The organism is Vibrio sp. EA2, from assembly GCF_033042495.1.
In the GTDB taxonomy this organism is placed as follows: domain Bacteria; phylum Pseudomonadota; class Gammaproteobacteria; order Enterobacterales; family Vibrionaceae; genus Vibrio.
In genome coordinates, this window is the sequence record NZ_JAWLID010000003.1 from 630,284 (window position 1) to 652,730 (window position 22,447).

General features: G+C 45.2%; 23 protein-coding genes and 1 other annotated feature. Of the genes, 5 read left to right on the forward strand and 18 right to left on the reverse strand.

The genetic code is table 11. The features are described 5' to 3' along the window. Positions 1-107: 107 nt before the first annotated feature. The 7 genes from RXX31_RS10795 to RXX31_RS10825 all read right to left on the reverse strand — a co-directional run bounded on the left by RXX31_RS10795 (position 108) and on the right by RXX31_RS10825 (position 6,700). Positions 108-494 (reverse strand): GspS/AspS pilotin family protein, encoded by a 387-nt coding sequence (locus tag RXX31_RS10795; protein WP_317589294.1) that lies wholly within the window; start codon positions 492-494, stop codon positions 108-110. Between the two features lie 3 nt (positions 495-497). After that, on the reverse strand, positions 498-794 hold the full coding sequence (locus tag RXX31_RS10800) for a YciI family protein (RefSeq protein ID WP_014232420.1): 297 nt from the start codon (positions 792-794) through the stop codon (positions 498-500). A 114-nt stretch (positions 795-908) separates the two neighbouring features. Then, positions 909-1,304: an acyl-CoA thioester hydrolase YciA gene (gene yciA, locus RXX31_RS10805; protein ID WP_014232419.1), complete on the reverse strand. Its 396-nt coding sequence runs from the start codon at positions 1,302-1,304 to the stop codon at positions 909-911. Positions 1,305-1,507: 203 nt separating this feature from the next. Continuing rightward, positions 1,508-2,071, reverse strand: a complete 564-nt coding sequence (locus tag RXX31_RS10810; RefSeq protein WP_317589297.1) for a septation protein A — start codon at positions 2,069-2,071, stop codon at positions 1,508-1,510. Between the two features lie 131 nt (positions 2,072-2,202). Continuing rightward, positions 2,203-2,445, reverse strand: coding sequence for a hypothetical protein (locus tag RXX31_RS10815; protein ID WP_317589299.1), 243 nt, complete (start codon positions 2,443-2,445; stop codon positions 2,203-2,205). Positions 2,446-2,546: 101 nt separating this feature from the next. After that, positions 2,547-5,099 (reverse strand): hybrid sensor histidine kinase/response regulator, encoded by a 2,553-nt coding sequence (locus RXX31_RS10820; RefSeq protein WP_317589300.1) that lies wholly within the window; start codon positions 5,097-5,099, stop codon positions 2,547-2,549. A 332-nt stretch (positions 5,100-5,431) separates the two neighbouring features. Continuing rightward, positions 5,432-6,700 carry a dicarboxylate/amino acid:cation symporter gene (locus tag RXX31_RS10825; protein WP_317589301.1) on the reverse strand — a complete coding sequence of 423 codons (1,269 nt, stop codon included), beginning with the start codon at positions 6,698-6,700 and terminating at the stop codon, positions 5,432-5,434. Between the two features lie 542 nt (positions 6,701-7,242). Between RXX31_RS10825 and RXX31_RS10830 the strand changes: the two genes are divergently transcribed. Next, positions 7,243-8,784, forward strand: a complete 1,542-nt coding sequence (locus RXX31_RS10830) for a long-chain fatty acid--CoA ligase (protein ID WP_317589302.1) — start codon at positions 7,243-7,245, stop codon at positions 8,782-8,784. Between the two features lie 81 nt (positions 8,785-8,865). On the opposite strand, the gene RXX31_RS10835 is transcribed toward RXX31_RS10830, so the two are convergent. The 8 genes from RXX31_RS10835 to RXX31_RS10870 form a co-directional block, all read right to left on the reverse strand. Further along, positions 8,866-9,558, reverse strand: a complete 693-nt coding sequence (locus RXX31_RS10835; protein ID WP_317589303.1) for a Crp/Fnr family transcriptional regulator — start codon at positions 9,556-9,558, stop codon at positions 8,866-8,868. Between the two features lie 244 nt (positions 9,559-9,802). After that, positions 9,803-10,609, reverse strand: a complete 807-nt coding sequence (gene trpA / locus RXX31_RS10840) for a tryptophan synthase subunit alpha (RefSeq protein ID WP_317589305.1) — start codon at positions 10,607-10,609, stop codon at positions 9,803-9,805. Continuing rightward, positions 10,609-11,799, reverse strand: coding sequence for a tryptophan synthase subunit beta (trpB, locus tag RXX31_RS10845; RefSeq protein ID WP_317589306.1), 1,191 nt, complete (start codon positions 11,797-11,799; stop codon positions 10,609-10,611). Before trpB ends, trpA begins: the two co-directional genes overlap by 1 nt. A gap of 39 nt (positions 11,800-11,838) precedes the next feature. Beyond that, positions 11,839-13,278: a bifunctional indole-3-glycerol-phosphate synthase TrpC/phosphoribosylanthranilate isomerase TrpF gene (trpCF, locus tag RXX31_RS10850; RefSeq protein ID WP_317589307.1), complete on the reverse strand. Its 1,440-nt coding sequence runs from the start codon at positions 13,276-13,278 to the stop codon at positions 11,839-11,841. A 13-nt stretch (positions 13,279-13,291) separates the two neighbouring features. Then, positions 13,292-14,287: an anthranilate phosphoribosyltransferase gene (gene trpD, locus RXX31_RS10855; protein WP_317589309.1), complete on the reverse strand. Its 996-nt coding sequence runs from the start codon at positions 14,285-14,287 to the stop codon at positions 13,292-13,294. 19 nt (positions 14,288-14,306) lie between these two features. Continuing rightward, entirely contained in the window at positions 14,307-14,897 is a 591-nt protein-coding gene (locus RXX31_RS10860; RefSeq protein ID WP_317589311.1) for an aminodeoxychorismate/anthranilate synthase component II, read from the reverse strand. Between the two features lie 6 nt (positions 14,898-14,903). Next, positions 14,904-16,466 (reverse strand): anthranilate synthase component 1, encoded by a 1,563-nt coding sequence (locus tag RXX31_RS10865; protein ID WP_317589312.1) that lies wholly within the window; start codon positions 16,464-16,466, stop codon positions 14,904-14,906. A 124-nt stretch (positions 16,467-16,590) separates the two neighbouring features. Next, positions 16,591-16,694 (reverse strand) — a sequence feature (Trp leader region). After that, the gene (locus RXX31_RS10870; RefSeq protein ID WP_317589313.1) at positions 16,641-16,766 is read right to left on the reverse strand and encodes a Trp operon leader peptide; all 126 of its coding nucleotides are present in this window, start codon (positions 16,764-16,766) and stop codon (positions 16,641-16,643) included. (Overlaps the previous feature by 54 nt.) Positions 16,767-16,861: 95 nt before the next feature. On the opposite strand from RXX31_RS10870, the gene rnm reads away from it, so the two are divergent. Further along, positions 16,862-17,731 (forward strand): RNase RNM, encoded by an 870-nt coding sequence (gene rnm / locus RXX31_RS10875; RefSeq protein ID WP_317589314.1) that lies wholly within the window; start codon positions 16,862-16,864, stop codon positions 17,729-17,731. 39 nt (positions 17,732-17,770) lie between these two features. After that, the gene (locus RXX31_RS10880; protein ID WP_317589315.1) at positions 17,771-18,391 is read left to right on the forward strand and encodes an L-threonylcarbamoyladenylate synthase; all 621 of its coding nucleotides are present in this window, start codon (positions 17,771-17,773) and stop codon (positions 18,389-18,391) included. Between the two features lie 89 nt (positions 18,392-18,480). Here RXX31_RS10880 and RXX31_RS10885 read toward each other — a convergent pair whose 3' ends face one another. Continuing rightward, positions 18,481-19,191, reverse strand: a complete 711-nt coding sequence (locus tag RXX31_RS10885; protein WP_317589317.1) for a calcium-binding protein — start codon at positions 19,189-19,191, stop codon at positions 18,481-18,483. 344 nt (positions 19,192-19,535) lie between these two features. On the opposite strand from RXX31_RS10885, the gene rluB reads away from it, so the two are divergent. After that, complete coding sequence (gene rluB, locus RXX31_RS10890; protein ID WP_317589319.1) at positions 19,536-20,474, forward strand: 23S rRNA pseudouridine(2605) synthase RluB; 939 nt, start codon at positions 19,536-19,538, stop codon at positions 20,472-20,474. A 117-nt stretch (positions 20,475-20,591) separates the two neighbouring features. Here rluB and RXX31_RS10895 read toward each other — a convergent pair whose 3' ends face one another. Together RXX31_RS10895 and yeiP are read right to left on the reverse strand one after the other, a co-directional pair. Further along, positions 20,592-20,912, reverse strand: a complete 321-nt coding sequence (locus tag RXX31_RS10895; protein ID WP_014232400.1) for an HI1450 family dsDNA-mimic protein — start codon at positions 20,910-20,912, stop codon at positions 20,592-20,594. A gap of 2 nt (positions 20,913-20,914) precedes the next feature. Then, complete coding sequence (yeiP, locus tag RXX31_RS10900; RefSeq protein WP_317589321.1) at positions 20,915-21,481, reverse strand: elongation factor P-like protein YeiP; 567 nt, start codon at positions 21,479-21,481, stop codon at positions 20,915-20,917. 192 nt (positions 21,482-21,673) lie between these two features. On the opposite strand from yeiP, the gene RXX31_RS10905 reads away from it, so the two are divergent. Continuing rightward, entirely contained in the window at positions 21,674-22,441 is a 768-nt protein-coding gene (locus tag RXX31_RS10905) for a nucleotidyltransferase domain-containing protein (protein WP_317589323.1), read from the forward strand. Positions 22,442-22,447: the final 6 nt, after the last annotated feature.

Genomic DNA, 22,447 nt, shown 5'->3' on the forward strand with positions numbered 1-22,447 from the left:
GAAAAAGCAGGGATCCAATCCCTGCTTTTATATGTCTTTTAACTTGCCCGTTAGCTGCGATGCTTTTGGTCGATCTAATACCGAACTAGCTGGCCAAATTACTGTTGTTAATTACTGCAACGTTGCTCAGAGATCAATTCGTCTGCCATCAATTGACCGCGCGTGTTACGAACTTTCACTCTATACATCAAGCCCATATTAATTTGGTCGCGGATCTCTGGTTTATGACAGAATGTGTAGATACTGGAGTTAAGCACTTGTGCGAGTGGCTTCGCTCCCATTGCACCATCGTTATAAATCATCATCATTTCAACCACGTTTTTATTAGAAGAAACCCGCATGATTTGCAATGGTCCGTACTCCATGGGTAGGCCAGCAGAAAGAACGCCAGCACGGTTAGATGCTAACAGCTCTAACTGACGTTCTTTGTCAGCACTGGACGTACAACCTGCTAGCGCACTAAGCGCCAGGAAAAAACACAGTAATTTTTTCATAAATTAAAACACTTTTTTGAACGGTTTTACGATCACGTTTTCGTATACACCCGCCGCCACGTAAGGGTCTTTGTCTGCCCAGGCTTTCGCGTCTTCCAAAGAATCGAACTCGGCTATGACGGTTGAACCAGTAAATCCTGCTTCTCCAGGGTTATCAGAATCAATTGCTGGCATTGGGCCTGCAGTCAGAAGTCGTCCTTCATCCTGAAGTTGTTGTAAACGTTCTAGATGCTGAGGGCGAACACTCATGCGCTTTTCTAATGAATTCTCGATGTCCTGAGAAAAGATGACATACCACATAGCATAGTTCCTTAATTGGTAGGTTGAAGCCCTAATTTAACGACTTTTTGCCGCTTCTCACAAGTTAACAATGGAAAATGTGAGAATTTTCCTGTGATTAGAGTCGGTGCAAACTTATTTTGCGATAGGGCGTGGTTTGCCTTCACTGTCGATTGCAACATAGTTAAAGGTTGCATCACACACCATAAAGCGATCTTCAATGCCATCAACTTTCACTGGTTTCACCCAGACTTCAAGGTCAACACTCATTGAAGTACGGCCTATGTTTTTACATACACCGTAGCAACAGACAACATCACCGACGCTAACCGGTTTTCTAAACGTAATGCTGGAAACAGAAACGGTGACGACGCGTCCGGAAGAAATTTCTTTCGCCAAAATAGCACCAGCTAAGTCAAGCTGAGACATTATCCAGCCACCAAAGATATCGCCGTTCGCATTGGTATCAGCGGGCATTGCGAGGGTACGAAGCAGTAGTTGGCCTTTCGGAGAGTTAAATTCTTGGCTCATTGTGACATCCTAAATCATTAACAGCGCCTAAATGGGACCAACCCAGTAAATAAACGTTCCCAAAGCCTACTCATAAACTAAGACGATCCGTTATTTATTACGATTGATACTGAGCGCAAATATTAATTGGAACAGTAATAAAACAGCGACCCGAAGGTCGCTGTTAATATTGAATTTGCGCGGATTATAGCAAAGCTGAGCCGTTATTCATCAACCGAAACATCGGAGGAGTTAGTTTTCTGCTCTTTTGGCATGTGCTTGTAGATGTAGAAGCCTGTAGCAATCATATAACTGAATGTCGCTATTAGCAGGCCAAACACTTTAAAGTTTACCCAGACATCGAGTGGCAGTTCGTAGGCAACGTAGATATTTAAACCTGCGCAGAAAGAGAAGAAACCGACCCATGCCCAGTTGATGCGTGTCCAAATATTTTCAGGAAGAGAGATCTCTTTTCCTAGCATCCCTTTTATTGCTGATTTGCCCATCGCGTGACTGACCGCAAGTCCGATAGCAAATACCATGTAAACAATGGTCACTTTCCATTTAATGAAGTTGTCATCGTGGAGAAAGATGGTCATGCCACCAAATACAGCCACCATCACGAAAGTGATTAACTGCATTTTTTCCACTTTTTTGTAAAGCGCAAACGTCAGGACGATTTGAATAGCCGTCGCGACGATAAGTGCTCCAGTCGCAACGTAAATGTCGTACATCTTATACAAGGCAAAGAAGACAATGAGTGGAATAAAATCAAGAATTTGCTTCATGTTGCAGAAAACTACCTGGTTATTGAGTTGTTCACAGTCTAGCGGAATCTCACACAATGTGAATAGCTCGAGACAATTGGATACAAAAATTGCTGCGACAATGGCGGCAATCCTTGTCTCTAATTTATAGTTTAGGCGACATTCTGATATTGGGGGATACGCGTTTTTACATCTTCTAAATAGCCTTCACACAAAAGGTTGTCTACTGTGGCGGCAAGTTCGTCGTTAGTCATGGTGAAGGAGGAAGATTGACCTGTCATCAAGTTGAGAAATTGGTGATACTCGTCTTCGGTGTAGTGACCGATACGATCTAACAATAGTGCTTTAACACCATGATGAATCAAGCTGTGATAAATGCGTCTGCTGGCAAACATCGCCATCTCCCTTCAAAGTTTCTACCTGTTGGGTACGAGTACCGTTATTTAGGTAGGTTGATTGACTTTTTAGATGACTAATTAAGCACAAATTGTGCCAGTTATTTAGCCTTACATTTAAAAGTGCTTGGCTCGCCCGCTTGGTTTTGAAAGAGCCAGGTTTGTATCACCTCACGCAACGCATTTAAGGTTGTGGGCTTGTTCAAACGACCATCCATTAATGTAGAAATCTGCGCGATCTCTGAATCTCCTGATTCCCCTGATAGTGCAATAACCTTGATTGATGGAGAAATGGCCTTTATGCGCTGGCTTGCGTCGAATCCATTCATAACCGGCATTTGCACATCCATCAGAACTAAATCGATTTTGTTAGATTTAACCATCTCGATGGCGGTTGAGCCGTTATTTGCCTGTAAACTTTTGACACCTAACTGTTTTAAATACAACTGAACTAACGCACGTTGCACCTCTTTGTCATCCACGATGAGCACTGTTGGTGCATCCTTGCCGATATTTAGGTCATTGTATAGAAGAGGCTCTATTGCGGCTTTTGAGTCATGCCTGTCTTCGGTAGGGCCCCTCAAGGTCTCTGATGCTGGTGAATTTGGTACAACAGGAAAATAAAGGTAAAACTCCGTGAACTCTCCTTTTACTGAGTGGCATTCAATTCGGCCACCAAATGAACGCATCACACGCTGACAGTAACTCAGGCCCAGGCCACTGCCACCACTTTTTTGATAGGAAAAGAAATCGTCAAAAATCTTGTGCAGGATCGTGCTATCAATACCAGGTCCGGAATCGCGAAAGATTAACGTGTTTTCATAAGGCCCAGTTTGAGTACTGATCTGAATTTGGCTGGTGGGGTACGAATCAAAGTAGTAAACCGCGTTGCGGATCAAGTTGAAAATAACGAAGTTAAACAGGGTTTCATTTAACATCACGACAAAATCATCATGGTGAGGAAGTTGTATCCTTTCTATGATCTTCTCGTTCTCGAAACCATAACGAGCGATTGCTTGATGAATGGCTTTATGAATTGAAGTTGCCACCTGAGGCTCTTGTTCAGGTGATGTGTCACTGACTTCTCTTAATATAATGTCGATGACCTGCTGTCCGCGTTGAATTGCAGCTCGCCCTTCGTTTATGTCGGCTTTCAGGGTTTCTGGTGGAAATTGGGAGTCAATATGTTGCGATAGGACTTCAAATTGCAATTGCACTTGGGTAAGAGGGTTACGCATTTCATGAGCGATGGAGTGGGCGAGAGCGCGACTTTGACGAACTTTTCTATCGGCTTCGATGGTGCTTTGCACGCGGTTCAGTAGAGTTTGTAAAGCAGAAATCTCTTCGTTAGAAAACAGCTTTTGGTTTCTCTTATGGGAAGAAATCAACAGGTGAGAGAGCGAGCGGCTTTGTCCAAACAGTGGCATGACCAGCGCGGTATCATTGGATCGCATTTTATTATAGATTTTTCTTAACGTGCTTCTGTTTGTCGAGGTGAACTTTATCTCCTCGGACAGTTCATCGAATAGTAAAACCGATTTGTCAGAGTCCAGGTAGTTTTCATAAAACGTTTGCGAAAATTGACTGCTGACTAGCTGAAGCTTGTCTTTAGGGACATCAAGTAACTCCCCAAGTTTTTCCATCGCATCATCAATCGAATATTTAAAGTCGTCTTCCAGGGCAAGAATTTGTTGGACTGGGGTCTGTTTCTTGAAATAGACAAAATAGGACACCAAATGGCCCACTCGACGATATAACCAGTGCCAGGTAATGCCAACTAGTGCGCAGATTGGAATTGAAATGAGCCATTGATTGCCCTCGGAAATTGGAATCAATATCGCGCCTAATGGCAGGACAAAAATACCACACACCAGTAAAGTGCTGATGGTTATATAAGTAATATATTTTGCACTGTAGAAGCGTGAGGTTAGCAAAGCGTAACCAAAAAATAGCATTTCACTGATCGAGAGAGCAGGGGGTAACCACGTCAGTGAGAAGTCACCGACAAAATAGGTCATTCCGAAATGGATGACTGAGGTCGAGAACATGAAGACCAAGATACCTGCAATCATGTAGTTACTTTTAGCCAAGACCAATTGACTGCTGTTGACCCGCATGCGGGCAAGATTAATCAGTGTCAGTGCAATCAGCACCAGAATAGAGGTAAAGAAATAGGCAATGTGGGAGCCAAATTCAATCACAAACTCACTAGGGCCGCGAATTAAAACATTTTCTATCGTTAGGTCCGGACGTGAGTTGATAAAAAGTGAATAGCCGGAAAGTAGGGAAAATATCAGTTGTTGCCATCTTTTTATCGGCGTCTTTTTCTGCTCGGCTAGCAACTGACAGGAAAAATAGTAGGCAAAGGCAAAAGAGAAGAAGGAGGCGAGATTGGCTAATTTAGCCATGAAAACTCCCCCCTCTGAGCCAAGGGCCACTAATAGCTCAGTATGAAAATAGGCGTTACTGCTAATCCATATAATGATGCAGGCAGAGTAGGCGATGTAGGGCGCATGGTGGGTGCCAAAAACTTGCTCACCTCTATGTTTTAGGCGATAGCAATAATACAGCAGCCAAACCAGAACAGCGGCCACGGTGATATATAATGTAATGGCTTTTGGATAAAGCAAACCTGCCAAACCAAAATCAAACATTTTGGTTCATCCTTGAAAGAAGTCTGACTTGTTGGTCACCGTACTTCTTATAAAGGACTACGAGGAGAGTGTGATATTTTGCGCGCCACTCATTTCTATGTGCAACACTCTGATTTTTAAGAATAGACCAATCTGTATTGGAGATCAGGCCTAAAGATAACTTTAGACTCATGAGATAACCTAGCACTGACATTTTTTATGTTTTATAGGTCGGTTATATCATGTTAAATAAATTATGCTACCAGTTTCTGTTGATATGGTTACCTAATACAAAAGTTGGACAAAAAAAAGCCGCTCCTCTAGAGCGGCTTATAAAAATAGGGTAAAGAAAATTAAGCTTCTTGCTTGTTAAGCTCAACTTCTGTTTCTGTTTGAACTTCTTCTTCTACTAATGCATCAACAATAACAGCACATGCTGCATCGCCAGTGATGTTAAGAGCTGTACGAATCATATCGAAGATACGGTCAAGAGCGAATAGTAGTGGCAGGCCTTCAATTGGAATGCCAGCCGCTAGCAGAACCGCAACAACCAAGAATGATGGACCCGGTACGCCAGCCTGACCAACAGCGCCAAGAGTAGACGTTACGATAATCGCGATGTAAGCGCCCATGCCTAGATCAATGTTAAATAATTGCGCGAAGAAGATGGCTACCAAACCGTAGTAAATCGCGTTACCAGACATGTTGATCGTTGCACCAAGAGGCAGAACGAACGAAGCGGTAGAGTTTCTAACGCCAAGATCTTTTTCACAAGTGTCCATCGTTACAGGCAGTGTCGCCATTGAAGAAGCTGTTGATAGTGCAACTGCTTGTGGCTTCTTCATTGAAGAAAGGAATTTCTTCGCTGATGTCTTAGTGAAAATATGAACCATTGCTGGGTAAACAATGAAGCCAAAGATCAGAATAGCTGCTGTGTAGACAACGAAAAGTTTGAACACAACCATCAGTGCGCCAAAACCAAACGTACCAACCGCTTCAGCCATTAGGCCAAATACACCAATCGGCGCAATAACCATCACTTTGTTGATCATCCAAACCATCGCGTCAACAATGCAGTTAACACCGTTGATGATAGGATCACGGCGCTCTTTAGCTTGCTGAGAAATCGCAATACCGAAGAACATACAGAATACTAAGATCTGCAGAATGTTCGCATCATTCAGTGACTGGAAAACGTTGGTTGGGATCATACCGGTGATGGTCGCCCAAAAAGAAGGTAGTTCACCTTTAGATGCGTATTCAGCTGAGAACATGCCTTCAACGCCAGAAACGTCGATACCGATGCCTGGTTGGAATACTTCACCCATGAATAGAGCAAGTGCAACGGCTAAAGCTGACGTTAGTCCAAAGTAACCTAGCGTTACCAAGCCAACTTTACCGGCAGATTGACTGTTACCAAGACCAGCTGCACCAGAAATCAAAGCGACAGCAACCAGTGGGATTACTAGCATTTTGATAAGGTTGATAAAGATAGCACCAAGTGGCGCGAAGACCGTAGCGTCGTGACCCATCAGGGCACCGGCAGCTGTACCCACGATCATTGCGATGACGACTTGTAGGCCAATGTTGTTTAGCAAACTCTTTTCTTTTAACACTTCCATAACCTCTGTGCTAATAAATTTAAAAATCCTAAAATTACACACTATTTACGAGTAAATGGGTGGGTAATAATTTCGCCCCTGTTTTTACACTTATCATTCACAATTGGCAATATGTGCAGCAGGGTTATTGATGAAATAATCGATATTTTATTGACGAATGCTAATTTTTTGCCCAGGAGCAAACGTTTGCTATTGAGTTTTTGGATGGCTTACTGAGGTTGAATTGGTTTGGTTGATTAAACGGGTTTATCCCGATGTTAATAGTTATTAACATATTCTTTACCGCTTGCTGTTTCGATACGAGCGTAATTATCACCTGATATTTCTGACAATAATTAGGATTCAAGCTCACACTTTCGTGATTTTACGGTTACAAATGTTAAATATTTTACATTCTTAGGATTCTAACTCTTGTAAATATAATGTTAACAAGTGGCGGGTTGAAGATGCAAAGAACCATAGAAAGCCACTCTATCGTTAACTTTTTGTTGTTGAATCCTTAAGAACAACGTGAATGCCAATAATCTAGAGGTGGAGTCATTATGATGAATCTTGCTGCTGCGTTGCAGCGAAATGCTGCCAGTAAGCCTGATAAAACAGCGTTGATATGCGGTGACTTGGAAATTTCTTATTCTCAATTTGATGCGATCGCAGGCAAAATTGCGGCGTCGTTGATTAACAGCGGCGTCAAACCGGGTGACCGAGTCGCATTGTCGTGTCCGAATCTGCCTTTCTTTGCGTTTATTTATTTCGCTGTTCAAAAAGCGGGTGCCGTTGCCGTACCGCTGAATGTGCTGTTGAAAGCGAGAGAAATTAAATATCACCTAGAAGACTCAGACGCTAAGTTTTATTTCTGCTTTGAAGGTACGCCAGAGCTGCCAATGGCCAGAGAAGGTGTGAAAGCTTTTAAAGAAGTGGATACGTGTGAAAACATGGTAATCATGACTCAGTCTCAGGCTGATTTAGAGTGGGGTGGTGTACCAACACTCAACGCTTTCATTCGTGATGTTGAACCGCTGGCTGATTATGTGCCTCGTAATGCCGATGACACCTGTGTTGTGTTATATACCTCAGGTACGACGGGAATGCCGAAAGGTGCGGAACTCACACAGCAAAACATCATTATGAATGCCATTGTTGGGCAGAATATCATGGCGGCTCAGGCGGACGATGTACACTTGGTGACGTTGCCTCTATTCCACACATTTGGTCAAACCGTGCACTTGAATGCGAGTGTTTTGAGTGGTGCAACTCTGATTCTTGTTCCTCGATTTGAACCTTCCCATGTTCTTGAATTGATCGAAAAACACAAGGTGACCATTTTTGCTGGTGTGCCAACGATGTACATCGGTTTGCTTCATGCAGAGGCTAGCTTTGATATATCTTCTCTTCGAGTTGCGGCAAGTGGTGGTTCTCCTCTCCCTACAGAAGTGTTCCGTGCATTTGAAGAAAAATTCAATGTGCCAATTTTGGAAGGTTACGGTTTATCTGAAACCAGCCCGATTGCCTGCTTCAACCATTTAGATCAAGAGCGAATTCCTGGCTCTGTAGGACAGCCTATTCAGGGTGTTGAGGTTAAACTCGTTGATTTAGAAGGCAATAAAGTCCCTTTAGGTGAAGAAGGGGAAATTGTCGTTCGTGGTCACAACGTGATGAAAGGTTATCTCGGTCGCCCCGAAGTAACACAATCAGTGCTGAAAGATGGCTGGTTCCACACCGGAGACGTTGGTCGTTTTGATGAGTCGGGTAACCTGTTCATTGTGGATCGAATCAAAGATTTGATTATTCGTGGTGGTTTCAACGTTTATCCACGTGAAATCGAAGAAGTGTTTATGACACACCCTGCTGTTGCCATGGTAGCGGTGATTGGTATTCCTCATCAAGAGTACGGAGAGGAAATTAAGGCTTACGTGGTGCTTAAGCCTGATCAGGACATTGAAGCGGCAGATCTTCAGGTTTGGGGACGTGAGCATCTGGCAGCGTTCAAATATCCTCGATTTGTTGAGATTCGAGATCAGCTTCCGATGAGCGCAACGGGTAAGATCTTAAAGCGCGAATTGAAAGCAGAGCTCAAAGCCGCATAAACCGTGTTTTCATTATAAAGCCAGCTGACTCAGCTGGCTTTTGTCTTCTAAGAAACGGTGGGTGCGATACAGACATCGGCGTTATTCGAGTTGTTTGAGATACTCTTCCATTGCTAAAGGATTGGGAATTGTGATGCTCCCGTAGCTCAGAGTCAGTATTCCCAAGCTTTCCATTTTCTTTAATACTTTGTGCACACTTTGGCGTGTTATTCCCATCATATTGGCTATGTGTTCTCTTGTCACACGCACGACGCACGGGCTTGCACTGATTGCCTGATTGGTTTGATAGGCTGCGAGTAAAAGCAGCCGACGGCCAATGCGTTCTTCAATACCTCTTATTGCATCATCTTCTATCACGGAGATTGCCGACCAGAGCCTTCGGCTCAAAAGGTCTAGGATTACCGGATAACTTTGTGGGTATTTAGCTAACAATTGGCGAAACTTCTCGCCCGGCAGTTCTAACAGGGTGACATCTGAATGAGCGGTCGCGCCAAAGATTCGTGGCGTACCGGGTGAAAATACATTGTCACCAAACCAACTGCCGGTAACTAAAATCATTAAGGTGACTTCTTTTCCTTTTGCGCTAATTGAGTTGACTCTTACATCACCTTTGGCAATAACCATCAGAGACGAATGTTTATCGCCTTTACTGCAGATAAGTGCTTTTTCATCGAAATATCGAGTTCGTGCGATTTGTACCGCGTCATTAATACCCTCTTCAGGTAATCCCGATAAAACGGGGCACTGAAGTAACAACTTTTTTATGTCTTCCATGTCGGTACCTTAATGCTGCACTTTAACACCCGCTATTTTAACATTTTATAATTCGGTGCTCTCCGAACACGTATCTTGTAAGAGGGTTATGATCTCAATTTGTGATGAGTCTCTATTTGAGAGGGATAGCCTTTTGTTTAAACAGAGAATAAACGCAATGAGTGTTATACAAAAACGCCCACTGATTATTCATCAGTGGGCGTATATTACTCATTAATAATGCTGATTCGACTTTTGTCTTGTCTTATTTCTGTGTAGCCGCTTTCATTGCCGAAACAAACTCACCAAGTTTATCCAGCATGACTTGTGGCTGCTCCACGTTGGTCTCGATAATTTTAACGACTGCAGAACCAGAAATCGCACCTGCAGCACCAGCTTCTATCGCTTGTTTTACTTGCTCTGGCTCAGAGATACCGAAGCCAAGTAATGCTGGTGGTGCATCATATTGGTTTAGTCTCTCTAACAATTGTCCGACTGGCATATTCGCTTTGGTTTCGGTACCTGTCACGCCTGCACGAGAAAGCAGGTATGTGTAACCGCCGCTCAACTCTGCAACTTGTTCTAAAGTCTCATCACTGGCCGTTGGCGGAGCAATAAAGATCGGGTGAATACCAAATTTTTCTGCCGCTGCAACAAACTCCGCGCTTTCATTGGTTGGTACATCGGCGATCAAAACAGAATCGATGCCCGCTTTTGCACAAAGCTCGTAAAAGCTTTCAATACCACGGGAGTAAACCAGGTTGGCGTACATCAGAAGGCCAATAGGTAGTTCTGGATACTTTACGCGAATCTTGCCGATTTGCTCAAAGCAGATGCCAGGTGTTGCACCAGACTCCAGTGCACGTTTATTCGCGCCCTGGATTGTCGGGCCATCGGCTAGTGGGTCAGAAAACGGAATGCCTAGCTCAAGTGCGTCTGCACCGGATTCAACCAGGGTTTCCATAATTTTGTATGATTGTTCTGCATTTGGGTCACCAACCGTTACGAACGGTACAAACGCGCCTTGGTTCTTTTCGTTCAGGCGAGCAAACATCTTCTCATAACGACTCATTAGATCACTCCTTTTTCTTCTAGGATGGCGTGTACGGTGAAGATGTCTTTGTCACCACGACCGGATAAGTTGACCACCAAAAGCTGTTCTTTTTCTGGGTTTTCGCGAGCCATACGCAGCGCGTGTGCAAGTGCGTGAGAGGATTCAAGGGCCGCAATGATACCTTCGCTACGAGCGATTTCCTGGAACGCCTCTAGCGCTTCGTCATCAGTGACGTTAGCGTATTCTGCACGGCCAATCGCATTCAAGTGCGCGTGTTGAGGGCCGACAGATGGGAAATCCAGACCTGCAGATACTGAGTAGGACTCCTCGATCTGTCCGTTATCATCTTGCATTATCGGCGCTTTCATACCGAAATAAATGCCTGTCTTACCGTGTTTAAGTGGCGCACCGTGTTGGTCGGTATCAATGCCTTTACCTGCTGGTTCGACACCGATTAGGCGTACATTTTCTTCTTCAATGAAGTCAGCAAACATGCCAATCGCATTAGATCCACCGCCAACACAAGCAATAACAGCATCTGGAAGACGTCCTTCTCGAGCCAGAATCTGGTTCTTGGTTTCTTCACCAATCATGCGCTGGAATTCACGAACGATAGTCGGGAACGGGTGAGGGCCCGCGGCAGTACCTAATAGGTAGTGCGCGTCTTCGTAAGTCGCAGACCAATCACGTAGTGCTTCGTTACACGCATCTTTTAGCGTGGAAGAGCCTGAGTGTACCGGAATCACTTCCGCACCCATCAGTTTCATACGGAATACGTTGGGGCTTTGACGCTCAACATCTTTGGCACCCATATACACACGACATTTCAGGCCAAGTAGTGCACACGCTAGTGCTGTAGCGACACCGTGTTGGCCAGCGCCTGTTTCGGCAATAATTTCTTTCTTGCCCATGCGTTTAGCAAGTAGAGCCTGACCCAACACCTGGTTAGTTTTGTGTGCGCCGCCGTGGAGTAAGTCTTCACGCTTTAGGTACAGCTTTGTTTTTGTACCTTTGGTCAAGTTTCGAGTAAGCGTCAGTGCCGTAGGACGACCTGCATATTCCTGAAGAAGCGTCATGAATTCGCTGCGGAACTCAGGATCTTCCTGCGCGTCAATAAACGCTTGCTCTAGTTGCTCCAATGCTGGAACAAGGATTTGCGGAACGTACTGACCGCCATATTCGCCAAAGTAGGCATTCAGTTTTGCCATCGTGATAGTCCTTCTCGTATTTTTTTGCTACGAATAATTTTAGTAGTTGCGAATTGCGTTAAACGCGGCCTGCAACTTCTGTGCATCTTTTTTACCTGGCGCGCTTTCTACGCCAGAGTTTAAATCTAATCCCAAGCAACCTAATGACGCCGCTTGTTGAGCATTCTCAGGCGACAGTCCACCTGCTAACATGATTTGACTTGGGTCGCCGATAAGAGACCAATCGAATGCTTGTCCAGTGCCGCCAGACTGGTTGCCGACTTGTGCATCGAGCAAGTGACGGTCAACGTTTTCTACCAGTAAAGCAGGTATAGTCTCTTTGACGCCATAGGCCTTCCAGATCTCAACGCCAGCAGGAAGTTCAGCTTTTAACTGGTTGACGTAGTTTTGATCTTCTGCGCCATGCAATTGCACTGCTTTCAAGCCAAGCGATGTGACTATCGAAGCCACAAAATCAATCTCATGATTTTGGAACACGCCTACGTATAGAAGTGGCGCACCACTCATCGTCAGCCGAGCCGTTTCTAAATCCACCGCTCGCTTAGACTGTTCCACAAAAATCAGACCGCCAAATACGGCTCCTGCTTTATACGCTTTTGCTGCATCGTCAGGATGGGTCAAGCCACAAACCTTATTTTCACCCAATGTCACCTTGCGAACCGCGAGCTCCAGATTGTCTTCAGACATAAGCGAGCTGCCAATCAGGAATCCGTCCGCATAAGCCGCTAAATCGCGGACTTGCTGGTGGGTGTATATCCCTGACTCTGAAATAACGGTCGCTTCTGGTGCGAGTTTTCGAATCAACGGTGCCAGCTCTTTGGTGCGGTTTAAGTCGGTACTCAAGTCGCGTAAGTTACGGTTGTTGATGCCGATAACACGTGCGCCTAAGTCAACCGCACGGTGCAGTTCTTCTTCGTTGCTGACTTCTGTCAGAATGCCCATGTTTAGGCTGTGAGCGACTTCAGCTAATGCTTTGTACTCTTCATCATCGAGTACAGATAGCATCAACAAAATAGCATCCGCACCATAATGACGTGCCAGGTAAACTTGGTAGGTATCCACCATGAAATCTTTACAAATCACCGGCTGAGTGACCTGATTGCGCACTTGCGGAATAAAGTCGAAGTTGCCCTGAAAGTATTTCTCGTCGGTTAAAACGGAAATGGCATCGGCATGATTGTTGTAGACCGATGCAATGTAGTCTAGGTCGAAGTCATCTCTGATGAGCCCTTTAGAAGGTGAGGCTTTTTTACACTCAGTAATAAATACGGTTTTATCATTGCTGAGCGCATCGTAGAAGCTACGATCTGAAGGTTCTAATTCGGATTGAAAAGTACTCAAATGCTGAGAAGCTTTGCGTTCTGCGACCCACGTCGTTTTGTCGCGAACAATCTTAGCGAGTACTTCCGCCATTTCTGCTTCTTTTTTTGACACGTGCTCAGAAAGGTTGTCAGCTTTTTGAGTGTTGAAATCCGTCATCTTGATTATGTCCTTAAGCGTGTGCGGCAAGTTGCTGAACTAACTGGTAAGCCTTGCCTGAATTCATTGCCTCAATCGCTTGCTGCGCATTGGCTTTTAAATCTTCGTGACCGAACAGACGCATGAGCAATGCAACGTTCGCAGCGACAGCGCCCAGCTGAGCATCGGTTCCTTTTCCTGTGAGAATATTGGTGATGATTGCTTTATTCTCTTCAGGAGCACCACCTTTGATTGCTTCTAGCGGGTGTGTCTCTAAGCCGAAGTCTTCTGGCGTCAGTGTGTACTCAACAATTTGACCATCTTTAATCTCTGCCACTGTGGTTGGTCCATGAATAGCAACTTCATCCAAACCACTACCGTGTACCACTGCTGCGCGCTTCATACCCATTTGTAGCATGGTTTCCGCGATAGGACGAACTAGTTCTTCGCTGTAAACGCCCATTAATTCAATATTAGGGTGCGCTGGGTTAATCAATGGGCCAAGAATATTGAAGATCGTACGTGTTTTCATCGTTTGACGCACAGGCATCGCATGACGCACACCGCCGTGGTATTGAGGGGCAAACAGAAATGCAACGCCGATCTCATCCATAGCTTGGCGTGTTTCTTCTGGGCTCATGGCAAGGTTGATGCCGAAAGAGTCGAGTAAATCAGAAGAACCGGATTTACTCGATACACTACGGTTACCGTGTTTGGCGACTTTTAGACCACATGCCGCCGCAACAAAGGCCGCTGTAGTAGAAATATTGATGGTATCGTGACCATCACCGCCTGTACCGACGATATCGGCAAAGTCATAATCTGGGCGCGGGAACGGTTTTGCGTTGGCAAGCAGGGCTTTTGCCGCACCAGCAATCTCATCTGGCGTTTCGCCTTTGATCTTGAGTGCCGTTAGCGCCGATGCCATCAAAATTGGATCGAGCTCACCACGGATAATGATATCGAACAGTTGCTGACTTTCTTCTTGAGTAAGAGACTGTTGATCGTATAGTTTGTTGATAGCTTCCATAATTTCTCTCCCTATATCCTTATGCGTTGTTTTTCTCAAGGGCCCATTCGATAGCATTGGCTAATAGGGTTGCTCCATACGTGGTCATGATCGATTCCGGGTGGAACTGGAATCCGCAAACTTTATCTTGCTCGTGTACTACTGACATGGTTAATCCATCCACTTCAGCGGTAATGGTTAGCGTTTCTGGAACAGAGGTTGCGACCAATGAGTGATAACGGGCAATGGCCAGTGGTGATGGCAAATTGGCGTAAGTGGCGTGCTTGTCATGCTCCATCATCGACACTTTGCCGTGAATGATCTCACCTGCGCCCGCAACCGTGCCGCCATAGGCTTCAACGATGGCCTGATGGCCAAGACAGATGCCTATCATTGGCACTTTGCCTTTCATGCGCTGAATTAAGTCTGGCATTGAGCCCGCTTCAGAAGGAGCGCCCGGACCTGGAGACAGAAGTACCACCGGGTTCTCTAGTTCATTGACCGCATGCTCTATGTTTTCGGCAGCAATGTTATTACGGTAAATAGTCACGGAATGACCAAGCGAACGAAATTGATCAACCAAGTTATAGGTAAAAGAGTCAAAGTTATCGATAAATACAATGTTAGCCATGCTCTACTACTCCTTGTGTGCTGCTTGAATAGCAGAAATAACGGCTTGTGCCTTACCGCGGGTTTCGTCCGCTTCCGCTTGTGGATCTGAATCGAAAACCACCCCTGCGCCTGCTTGTACTTGGGCAATACCGTTTTCAACATAGGCAGAGCGAATCACGATACAAGTATCTAGCGTGCCTTCTCCGGTTAGGTAGCCAACTGCACCGCCATAGCTTCCGCGGCGTACCCCTTCCACGTCACGAATCAACTGCATCGCGCGAATTTTTGGTGCGCCGGTTAGGGTGCCCATATTCATGCTGGCCTGATAAGCGTGCAATGCGTCTAGATCTTCACGTAACTGGCCAACCACACGAGATACTAAGTGCATGACGTGGCTGTAACGGTCGACTTTGAGTAAGTCAGCCACGTGGCGAGTGCCTGCCTGAGAGATACGTGCTACATCGTTACGTGCCAGGTCAACTAGCATCATGTGTTCGGCGTTCTCTTTCATGTCGGTACGCAGTTCAAGTTCGATACGGCTGTCGAGATCGAAATCGATTTCTCCATTCGGGCGCTTACCACGGCGGCGAGTGCCTGCGATTGGGTATATCTCAACCTGATTGGTGTCGGTTTCGTACTTCAAAGCACTTTCTGGCGAAGCGCCAAATAGAGTGAATAACTCATCTTGCATGTAGAACATGTATGGGCTCGGGTTACTCTTCTTCAGCTCTTTGTATGCCGCTAGTGGGGAAGGGCAAGGAAGAGTGAAACGGCGTGAAGGAACAACCTGGAAAATATCCCCTTTCACTACGTACTCTTTTAAATCACTGACAATCTCGCAGAAGTCTTCATCCGAGATGCTTGGTTGAGCTGTCACATCGGTCAGTTTGGCCGCACTAGGCAGATGCTTAGGCGCGCTACACTGTTCGCCGATCTCTGCAATGCGAGCTTCTAAGGTCGCTTGTTGTGAGTTATCGACAAATAGCGTTGCTTGCAAATGGCAAGACTCAGTTTGATGGTCAACGACGAGTAGTGTCTCGGCAACGTAAAAAACGTAATCTGGGCATTGATTGGTCGCATCTGCATGACCCAAAGGTTCGAAACTTGCCACTAAGTCGTAAGCGAATAAACCACCGAGGAAAATCGCGTGCTTATCTTTATCTTCTAGATCAAAACTGTGTTGAACTAAGCGCAGTGCATCGAATGAAGAAGCTTCACGTAAGCGAGAGTCTTCATCCAGAGTGTCGCATGGCTGGGAAAATTCAAGTGTGAAAGTCTCACCATCAAATTGAGAAGTGACGTCACTACGTACGTTCTTATTGAGATGAGCAAGCAAGTTTTTACCATTGTCTGTTAATGCCTGCATGGTGACGGTATGGTCAAAACAAACGATGCGAACCGCAGAGTCAACGATCAAAAGTGACTTCAGGTCCTGTTTCGAATCAATTTCCGCAGATTCCAGAAGTAAGCTATCCGTCTTATTTTCACACAGAGTGTGAAACAAGCGGGTTGGGTCTTGAGTGTAAGGAACAGAAGCAGATAACACTTCCAGTTGTCCAAGATTCTTTATTTCAATGGCCTTGTTCACAAGACCTCCTTATAGCTATTTTAATCTTCCTGCTGAACATAGTGGCATAAACCAGGCGCAGTCCCAATCAAGAGTTTATGATATCCGATTAATGTTTGAGCAGTTGAACGTAAAAGGGCGACAAAATAAAAAGCCCGCTTTGGCAGCGGGCTTAATAACGTTTGAATTTCTATACTAGAAGTACACGTCCGCCCACCAAGAACTTGTCCAAGTGCGCCACCAAGCAATATCTGTCGAGCTTGTCTTATTCAGACAAACTGCAACTTTCGCTTTTTGGTTTTGGTTCAATTCTTGTAACATAGTGAGCCTTGAATGAAGTGTTCTGTATTTGTGTACTAGTTAACTAGTGCGGAGATAAAAAGTCAACCCCAAAACAGCATTAAAACGATAAAAATATGAGAATTGATTTACATAGCCATACCACAGCCTCTGATGGTCGACTGGAACCGAAAGATTTAGTGGATAGGGCACTGAGTTTTGATATCGAAGTTTTGGCGATTACAGATCATGATACTGTTGACGGGCTAGTACCGGCGAAACAGTATGTAGAAGAGAATCAACTGCCGATCAAAATCATTAACGGCATAGAAATATCAACCGTTTGGCAAAATAAAGATATCCATATCGTCGGTTTGAATATTGACCCCGATAATCCAGCGTTGAAGACGCTTATTGAGCAACAAAAGCAGCATCGTATTACACGTTCTGAGTTGATCGCCTCACGTCTTCAGAAAGCCACCCGAGAGGGCGTACTGGAAGAAGTGCAGCAGATAGCGGGTGACGCGCCAATTACACGAGCGCACTTCGCCAAGTGGCTGGTCGATAATGGCTTCGCTAAAAACATGCAAATGGTATTTAAAAAGTACTTAACGCGAAACAATCCGGGTTATGTGCCACCAAATTGGTGTTCGATGAAAGATGCCGTTGATGCGATTCACGCTGCTGGTGGCCATGCGGTGTTAGCTCATCCGGGTCGTTATCAGTTGACCGCAAAGTGGATTAAGCGTCTTCTTGCGGCGTTCGCGGAAGCAAATGGCGACGCGATGGAAGTCGCTCAGCCACAACAAGCACAACAAGAAAGGCGCAACCTGGCGGATTATGCTATACAATACAAACTATTAGCGTCCCAAGGTAGTGACTTTCACTATCCATCTCCTTGGATGGAATTAGGTAGAAACCTCTGGTTGCCATCCGGCGTAGAACCAGTTTGGAAAGATTGGGGTATTGATCCTTCGTTGGATAACAACGAAGTCCACGCTCCATAAAGGATATAGAGCCGAGAGGCTCGATAATGAGGAATTACAATGAGCCAGTTTTTTTACGTTCATCCAGAAAACCCACAGGCTCGCTTGATCAATCAAGCAGTAGCAATCATTCGTAACGGCGGTGTCGTGGTTTATCCAACCGATTCGGGTTACGCACTTGGCTGTCAACTGGAGAACAAACAGGCATTAGAACGTATCTGTCAGATTCGTCGCTTAGACGATAAGCACAACTTCACGTTGTTGTGTCGTGATTTATCCGAGCTTTCGCTTTATGCTCGAGTGGATAACAGTGCATTTCGATTACTGAAAAATAACACGCCAGGGCCTTACACATTCATTTTCAAAGGCACAAAAGAGGTGCCGCGTCGTTTAATGAATGCCAAGCGTAAGACGATAGGTATTCGTGTCCCGGACAACCAGATTGCGCTTGATCTTTTAGAAGCATTAGGTGAGCCAATGATGTCTACGTCGTTAATCCTGCCTAACAGTGGCGTCACTGAATCCGATCCAGAAGATATCCGCGATAAGTTAGAGCATGCGGTCGATGTGATACTCAATGGCGGCTACCTGGGCGAACAACCGACGACGGTTATCGATTTTAGTGAAGGGGAGCCTGTCGTGGTTCGTTTAGGATCGGGTGACCCGGCTCCATTCGAATAAGTGTTTTATAACCAGACGAGATAAAGGAGGCAGCTATGCCTCCTTTCTATTTAGCGTATCGTTGCGCAAAACGTGTTTGTTAATACCATTTAAGCGAACTCGAAAAGATCGATCCCTTTGTGATCCGCATAATCAATATAATTTGAAGTAACGCCGTTTAAGGTGACTTCAACATTGTATTCATCACTGGAGAATACCGCCCAACCACTTTCGTTGTATGAAAGTGTCAGATCATCGGCAGAGTCGAGGAAGGTATCGCGAATGCCGTCATCATTGGTGTCGTGTCCGAAATCAAACACTAATTTATCGTGGAAAATATTGAAATCCAGAACTTCTGCTTTCACATCTATGTCATTAGAAGAAACGGGTTGATCGGGAACACCAATCGCCATTCGGTTGGTCAGCACAAAGGAATCATTGCCAAAACCACCACTTAAAACGGACTCGCCGTCACCGATGACAATGGTGTCATTTCCCCAACCGCCGCTGATGAAGTTATTTCCTGAATAATCGAAAATGATGTCGTCTCCGAATCCGCCAAACAGCGTATCATTGCCTAAACCACCCGACAGGTAGTCATTACCGAATCCGCCAGAGATAAAATCATTGCCGCGCCCACCGAACAGACTGTCTTCGCTCCAGCCGCCGAAGATATAATCATCACCGTCGAAGCCAACGAAATTATCTTTACCGCCAAAACCGAAGAAGATATCGGTCGTATCTGTGCCTTTTGTGCCTGTCATATTGTCATCGTTGCAGGTGCCAAATATCCAATTGAGAGTAAGCGCTGTGTTTGACATTTTGTTGTCCTTTTTGTCTGATTGTCTTTGCGGGCAGGTCAGTCAGTTGTTGTGGTAACAACCGTGATAATTTTATCAGCTGAAGCTTTAAACCTGTGGTCGGAAAAGTTCCAAATAAGTGCTGTTCTTAGGCAAAATAACGGTGAACAGTAGGAAAAAAGTGGTAAATAAGACACTGGATTAGGTTGAATTTATAAGGCTGAGAATAGAGAGGATTTCGCTTACATTAAGTCAGAAAGTTACGTATAATGGCGGACTGAAAAAATCCCGTGAAAATGGGTAGATTGCATAATACAGACCAATCCTGGTCTAGACGTCTGTGAAGACGACACATAGGTAGATAAATGAGCGAAAAGTTACAAAAAGTATTAGCACGTGCTGGCCACGGTTCTCGTCGTGAGATTGAATCGTTAATTAAATCTGGTCGCGTAAGCGTGAACGGTAATGTTGCTAAACTTGGTGAAAGACTTGAAGATGAGAGCAGTGTCGTTCGTATCGATGGTCACATTGTGTCTGCGAAGATACAAGAGGAAGTGGTCTGTCGTGTGCTGGCATACTACAAGCCTGAAGGTGAACTGTGTACTCGTCATGATCCAGAAGGTCGCCGTACTGTTTTTGATCGCCTGCCAAAAATTCGTGGCTCGCGTTGGATTTCAGTAGGTCGTCTGGATGCAAACACTTCAGGTCTGCTGCTTTTCACTACGGATGGTGAATTGGCAAACCGCCTAATGCACCCAAGCCGCCAGGTTGAGCGTGAATATCTAGTACGTGTGTTCGGTGAAGTAACTGAACAAAAAGTTCGTAATCTAGTAAAAGGCGTTGAGCTAGAAGATGGCATGGCGCGTTTCGAAGACGTTGTTTACGCGGGTGGTGAAGGTATGAACCACACTTTCTATGTTGTAATCAACGAAGGTCGTAACCGAGAAGTCCGTCGTCTATGGGAATCTCAAGATTGTACCGTAAGCCGCCTGAAGCGTGTTCGTTACGGTGATATCTTCCTGGACAAAAAACTGCCACGCGGTGGTTGGATGGAGCTGGATCTGAAAGAAGTAAACTACCTGCGTGAGCTAGTAGAACTTCGTCCAGAAAAAGAAACCATGCTTGATCTGAACAAAGATAACACCTCTCGTAAGCGTGAGCGTGCACGTAGCCAAAAAATTCGTCGTGCCGTTAAGCGTCATGAAGAGCGTGTCAATACGCCGAAAGGCCGCAGCAACAATCCTGCTCGCCGTAAGCCAAAGAAAAGTGCGGGTGAGCAAGGCGTTCGCAACAAGCATCGTTAAGCACGATTAAAACATTAGAAAGGCTTGCCCATCGGCAAGCCTTTTTCTTATCTGAAATTAGGCGAGATAAAAAAACACCAGCTTGAAGGCTGGCGTTTGTACTCTGATAGGGAGGCGTTAGTCGCGCTTCCAAAGCATATGACAGAACTTATGGTCTGGGTCTCGGCTGATTAACATACGAGCAAATACGTCATCTAATACGTCATTTTCCTCGTTCACTAAGCCAATTCGTACTTCTGCATACACTTCTTTGTCGATCTCGAAGCCTACATGTTCAACCCAGTCTTCACCGGTTTCGACAAGTTCTGCGGCACCACGATCTTCAAACTGTGCAGTAAACAGAATAACATCAGCTGGCTCGAGATTATCCGGAGCCATTTCAAGAAAAATGTCGTACGCTGCGTCGATAACGTCGTCGTAAGAAATCAAATCAGACATGCTTATGCTCGGCTCATGTATTTACGTTCTGCAGTGTTAATCACTACTCGGTCACCCGTCGCAATGTACTCTGGAACCTGAACAGTCAGACCAGAAGCAAAGCGAGCTGGTTTAGTACGTGCAGACGCTGACGCGCCTTTGATTGATGGGTCAGTTTCTTCAATCACTAGTTCAACAGAAGATGGAAGTTCAAGGCCAACCGCTGAACCGTCTACCAAGATAACGTGGATACCTTGCGTGTCTTCGTTAATGAACAGCATATCATCTGCTACATCATCTTCTTTAAACGTGTATTGTGAGTAGTCTTCGTTGTCCATGAAAATGTGCTCATCGCCGTCTGCGTATGAGTACACAACCGCACGCTTGTTCATTTCTACTGTTTCTACAACGTCATCAGACTTGTAACGCTCGTCTACGCGTGCACCTGTTGTCAGGTCAGTACAACGCATCTTGTAGATTTTTGCGCCGCCACGGCCGCCTGGAGTCGTTACTTCGATATCTTTAACGAGAAGAGTTTTACCATTAGACTCGATTGCGAAGCCTTTTTTGATTTCACTTGCCTTTGGCATTGTATATTCCTATTGATACTTATTAAGCAAAACTCGGTGATTATAGCGCTAAGTTGGCTTTCTGGCATTAAAATTCATCGCTGAAATTGGCCTCAGTTCTCACGAATAAACACGTGATTAAGCTTGATCCAAACTCAGTGCTGGTGGATCATAACGTCCCTGAATCTTAAGCCTGAGATCGCGTTATTTCCAATGTCTCTTCCCGTTATTGACTCTAAACTGCCTTTTCAAAGCGAGTTCGCCCCCTTGATCAAAGAAGTACTGATGTGCCTGAAAAGTGGGCTGGGGCAGAATTTACACAGTATCTATGTCTATGGCAGCGTTGCACGAAAAACGGCGGTTGCTGGGAAGTCTAATTTAGACTTAGTTGTGGTGACTAAAGCACCATTTGAAGCAAATAGAACGACGCTGTTGAACACCATTAGATGGCGAGCGCAGAAAGGATATCCGCATGTCAATGGTGTCTCAATCCGAACGGCACTGGTCAGTGATGTCGCCAATCTCGACAGTATTTTTACCTGGGGCTTTATGCTCAAGCATTGCTGTGTCTGTATTTATGGGGATGACTTAGCGGATTGTTTTGGTGAATACGTGCCAAGTTGGGAAATTGCAAAACATTGGAATATGGACGTGGAAGAGTGGCTCTCGGTCTACCGCACTAAGATTGCCCAGGCACAAAATGCGCAAGAGCAACTTCCAGCTCAAATGACTATTGCAAAAAAGTTACTTCGCGCGTCTTATTCTCTGATTATGTACCGCGATAAACGCTGGTTTGATGATCCACTTGAGTGTGGTCAGGCGTTTTTGACCTACCATCCAGAAAAGCAATTAGAGATCGAACGGCTGGGTATTCTGCTGTCGGGACGGTCTATTCCTAAACGCTCGGTGATAGGCCTTTTGGATAGTTTTGGCGACTGGCTGGTCAAGCAGTATCAAAAAACAGAGTTTCGTATCGGCTAGCTAAAA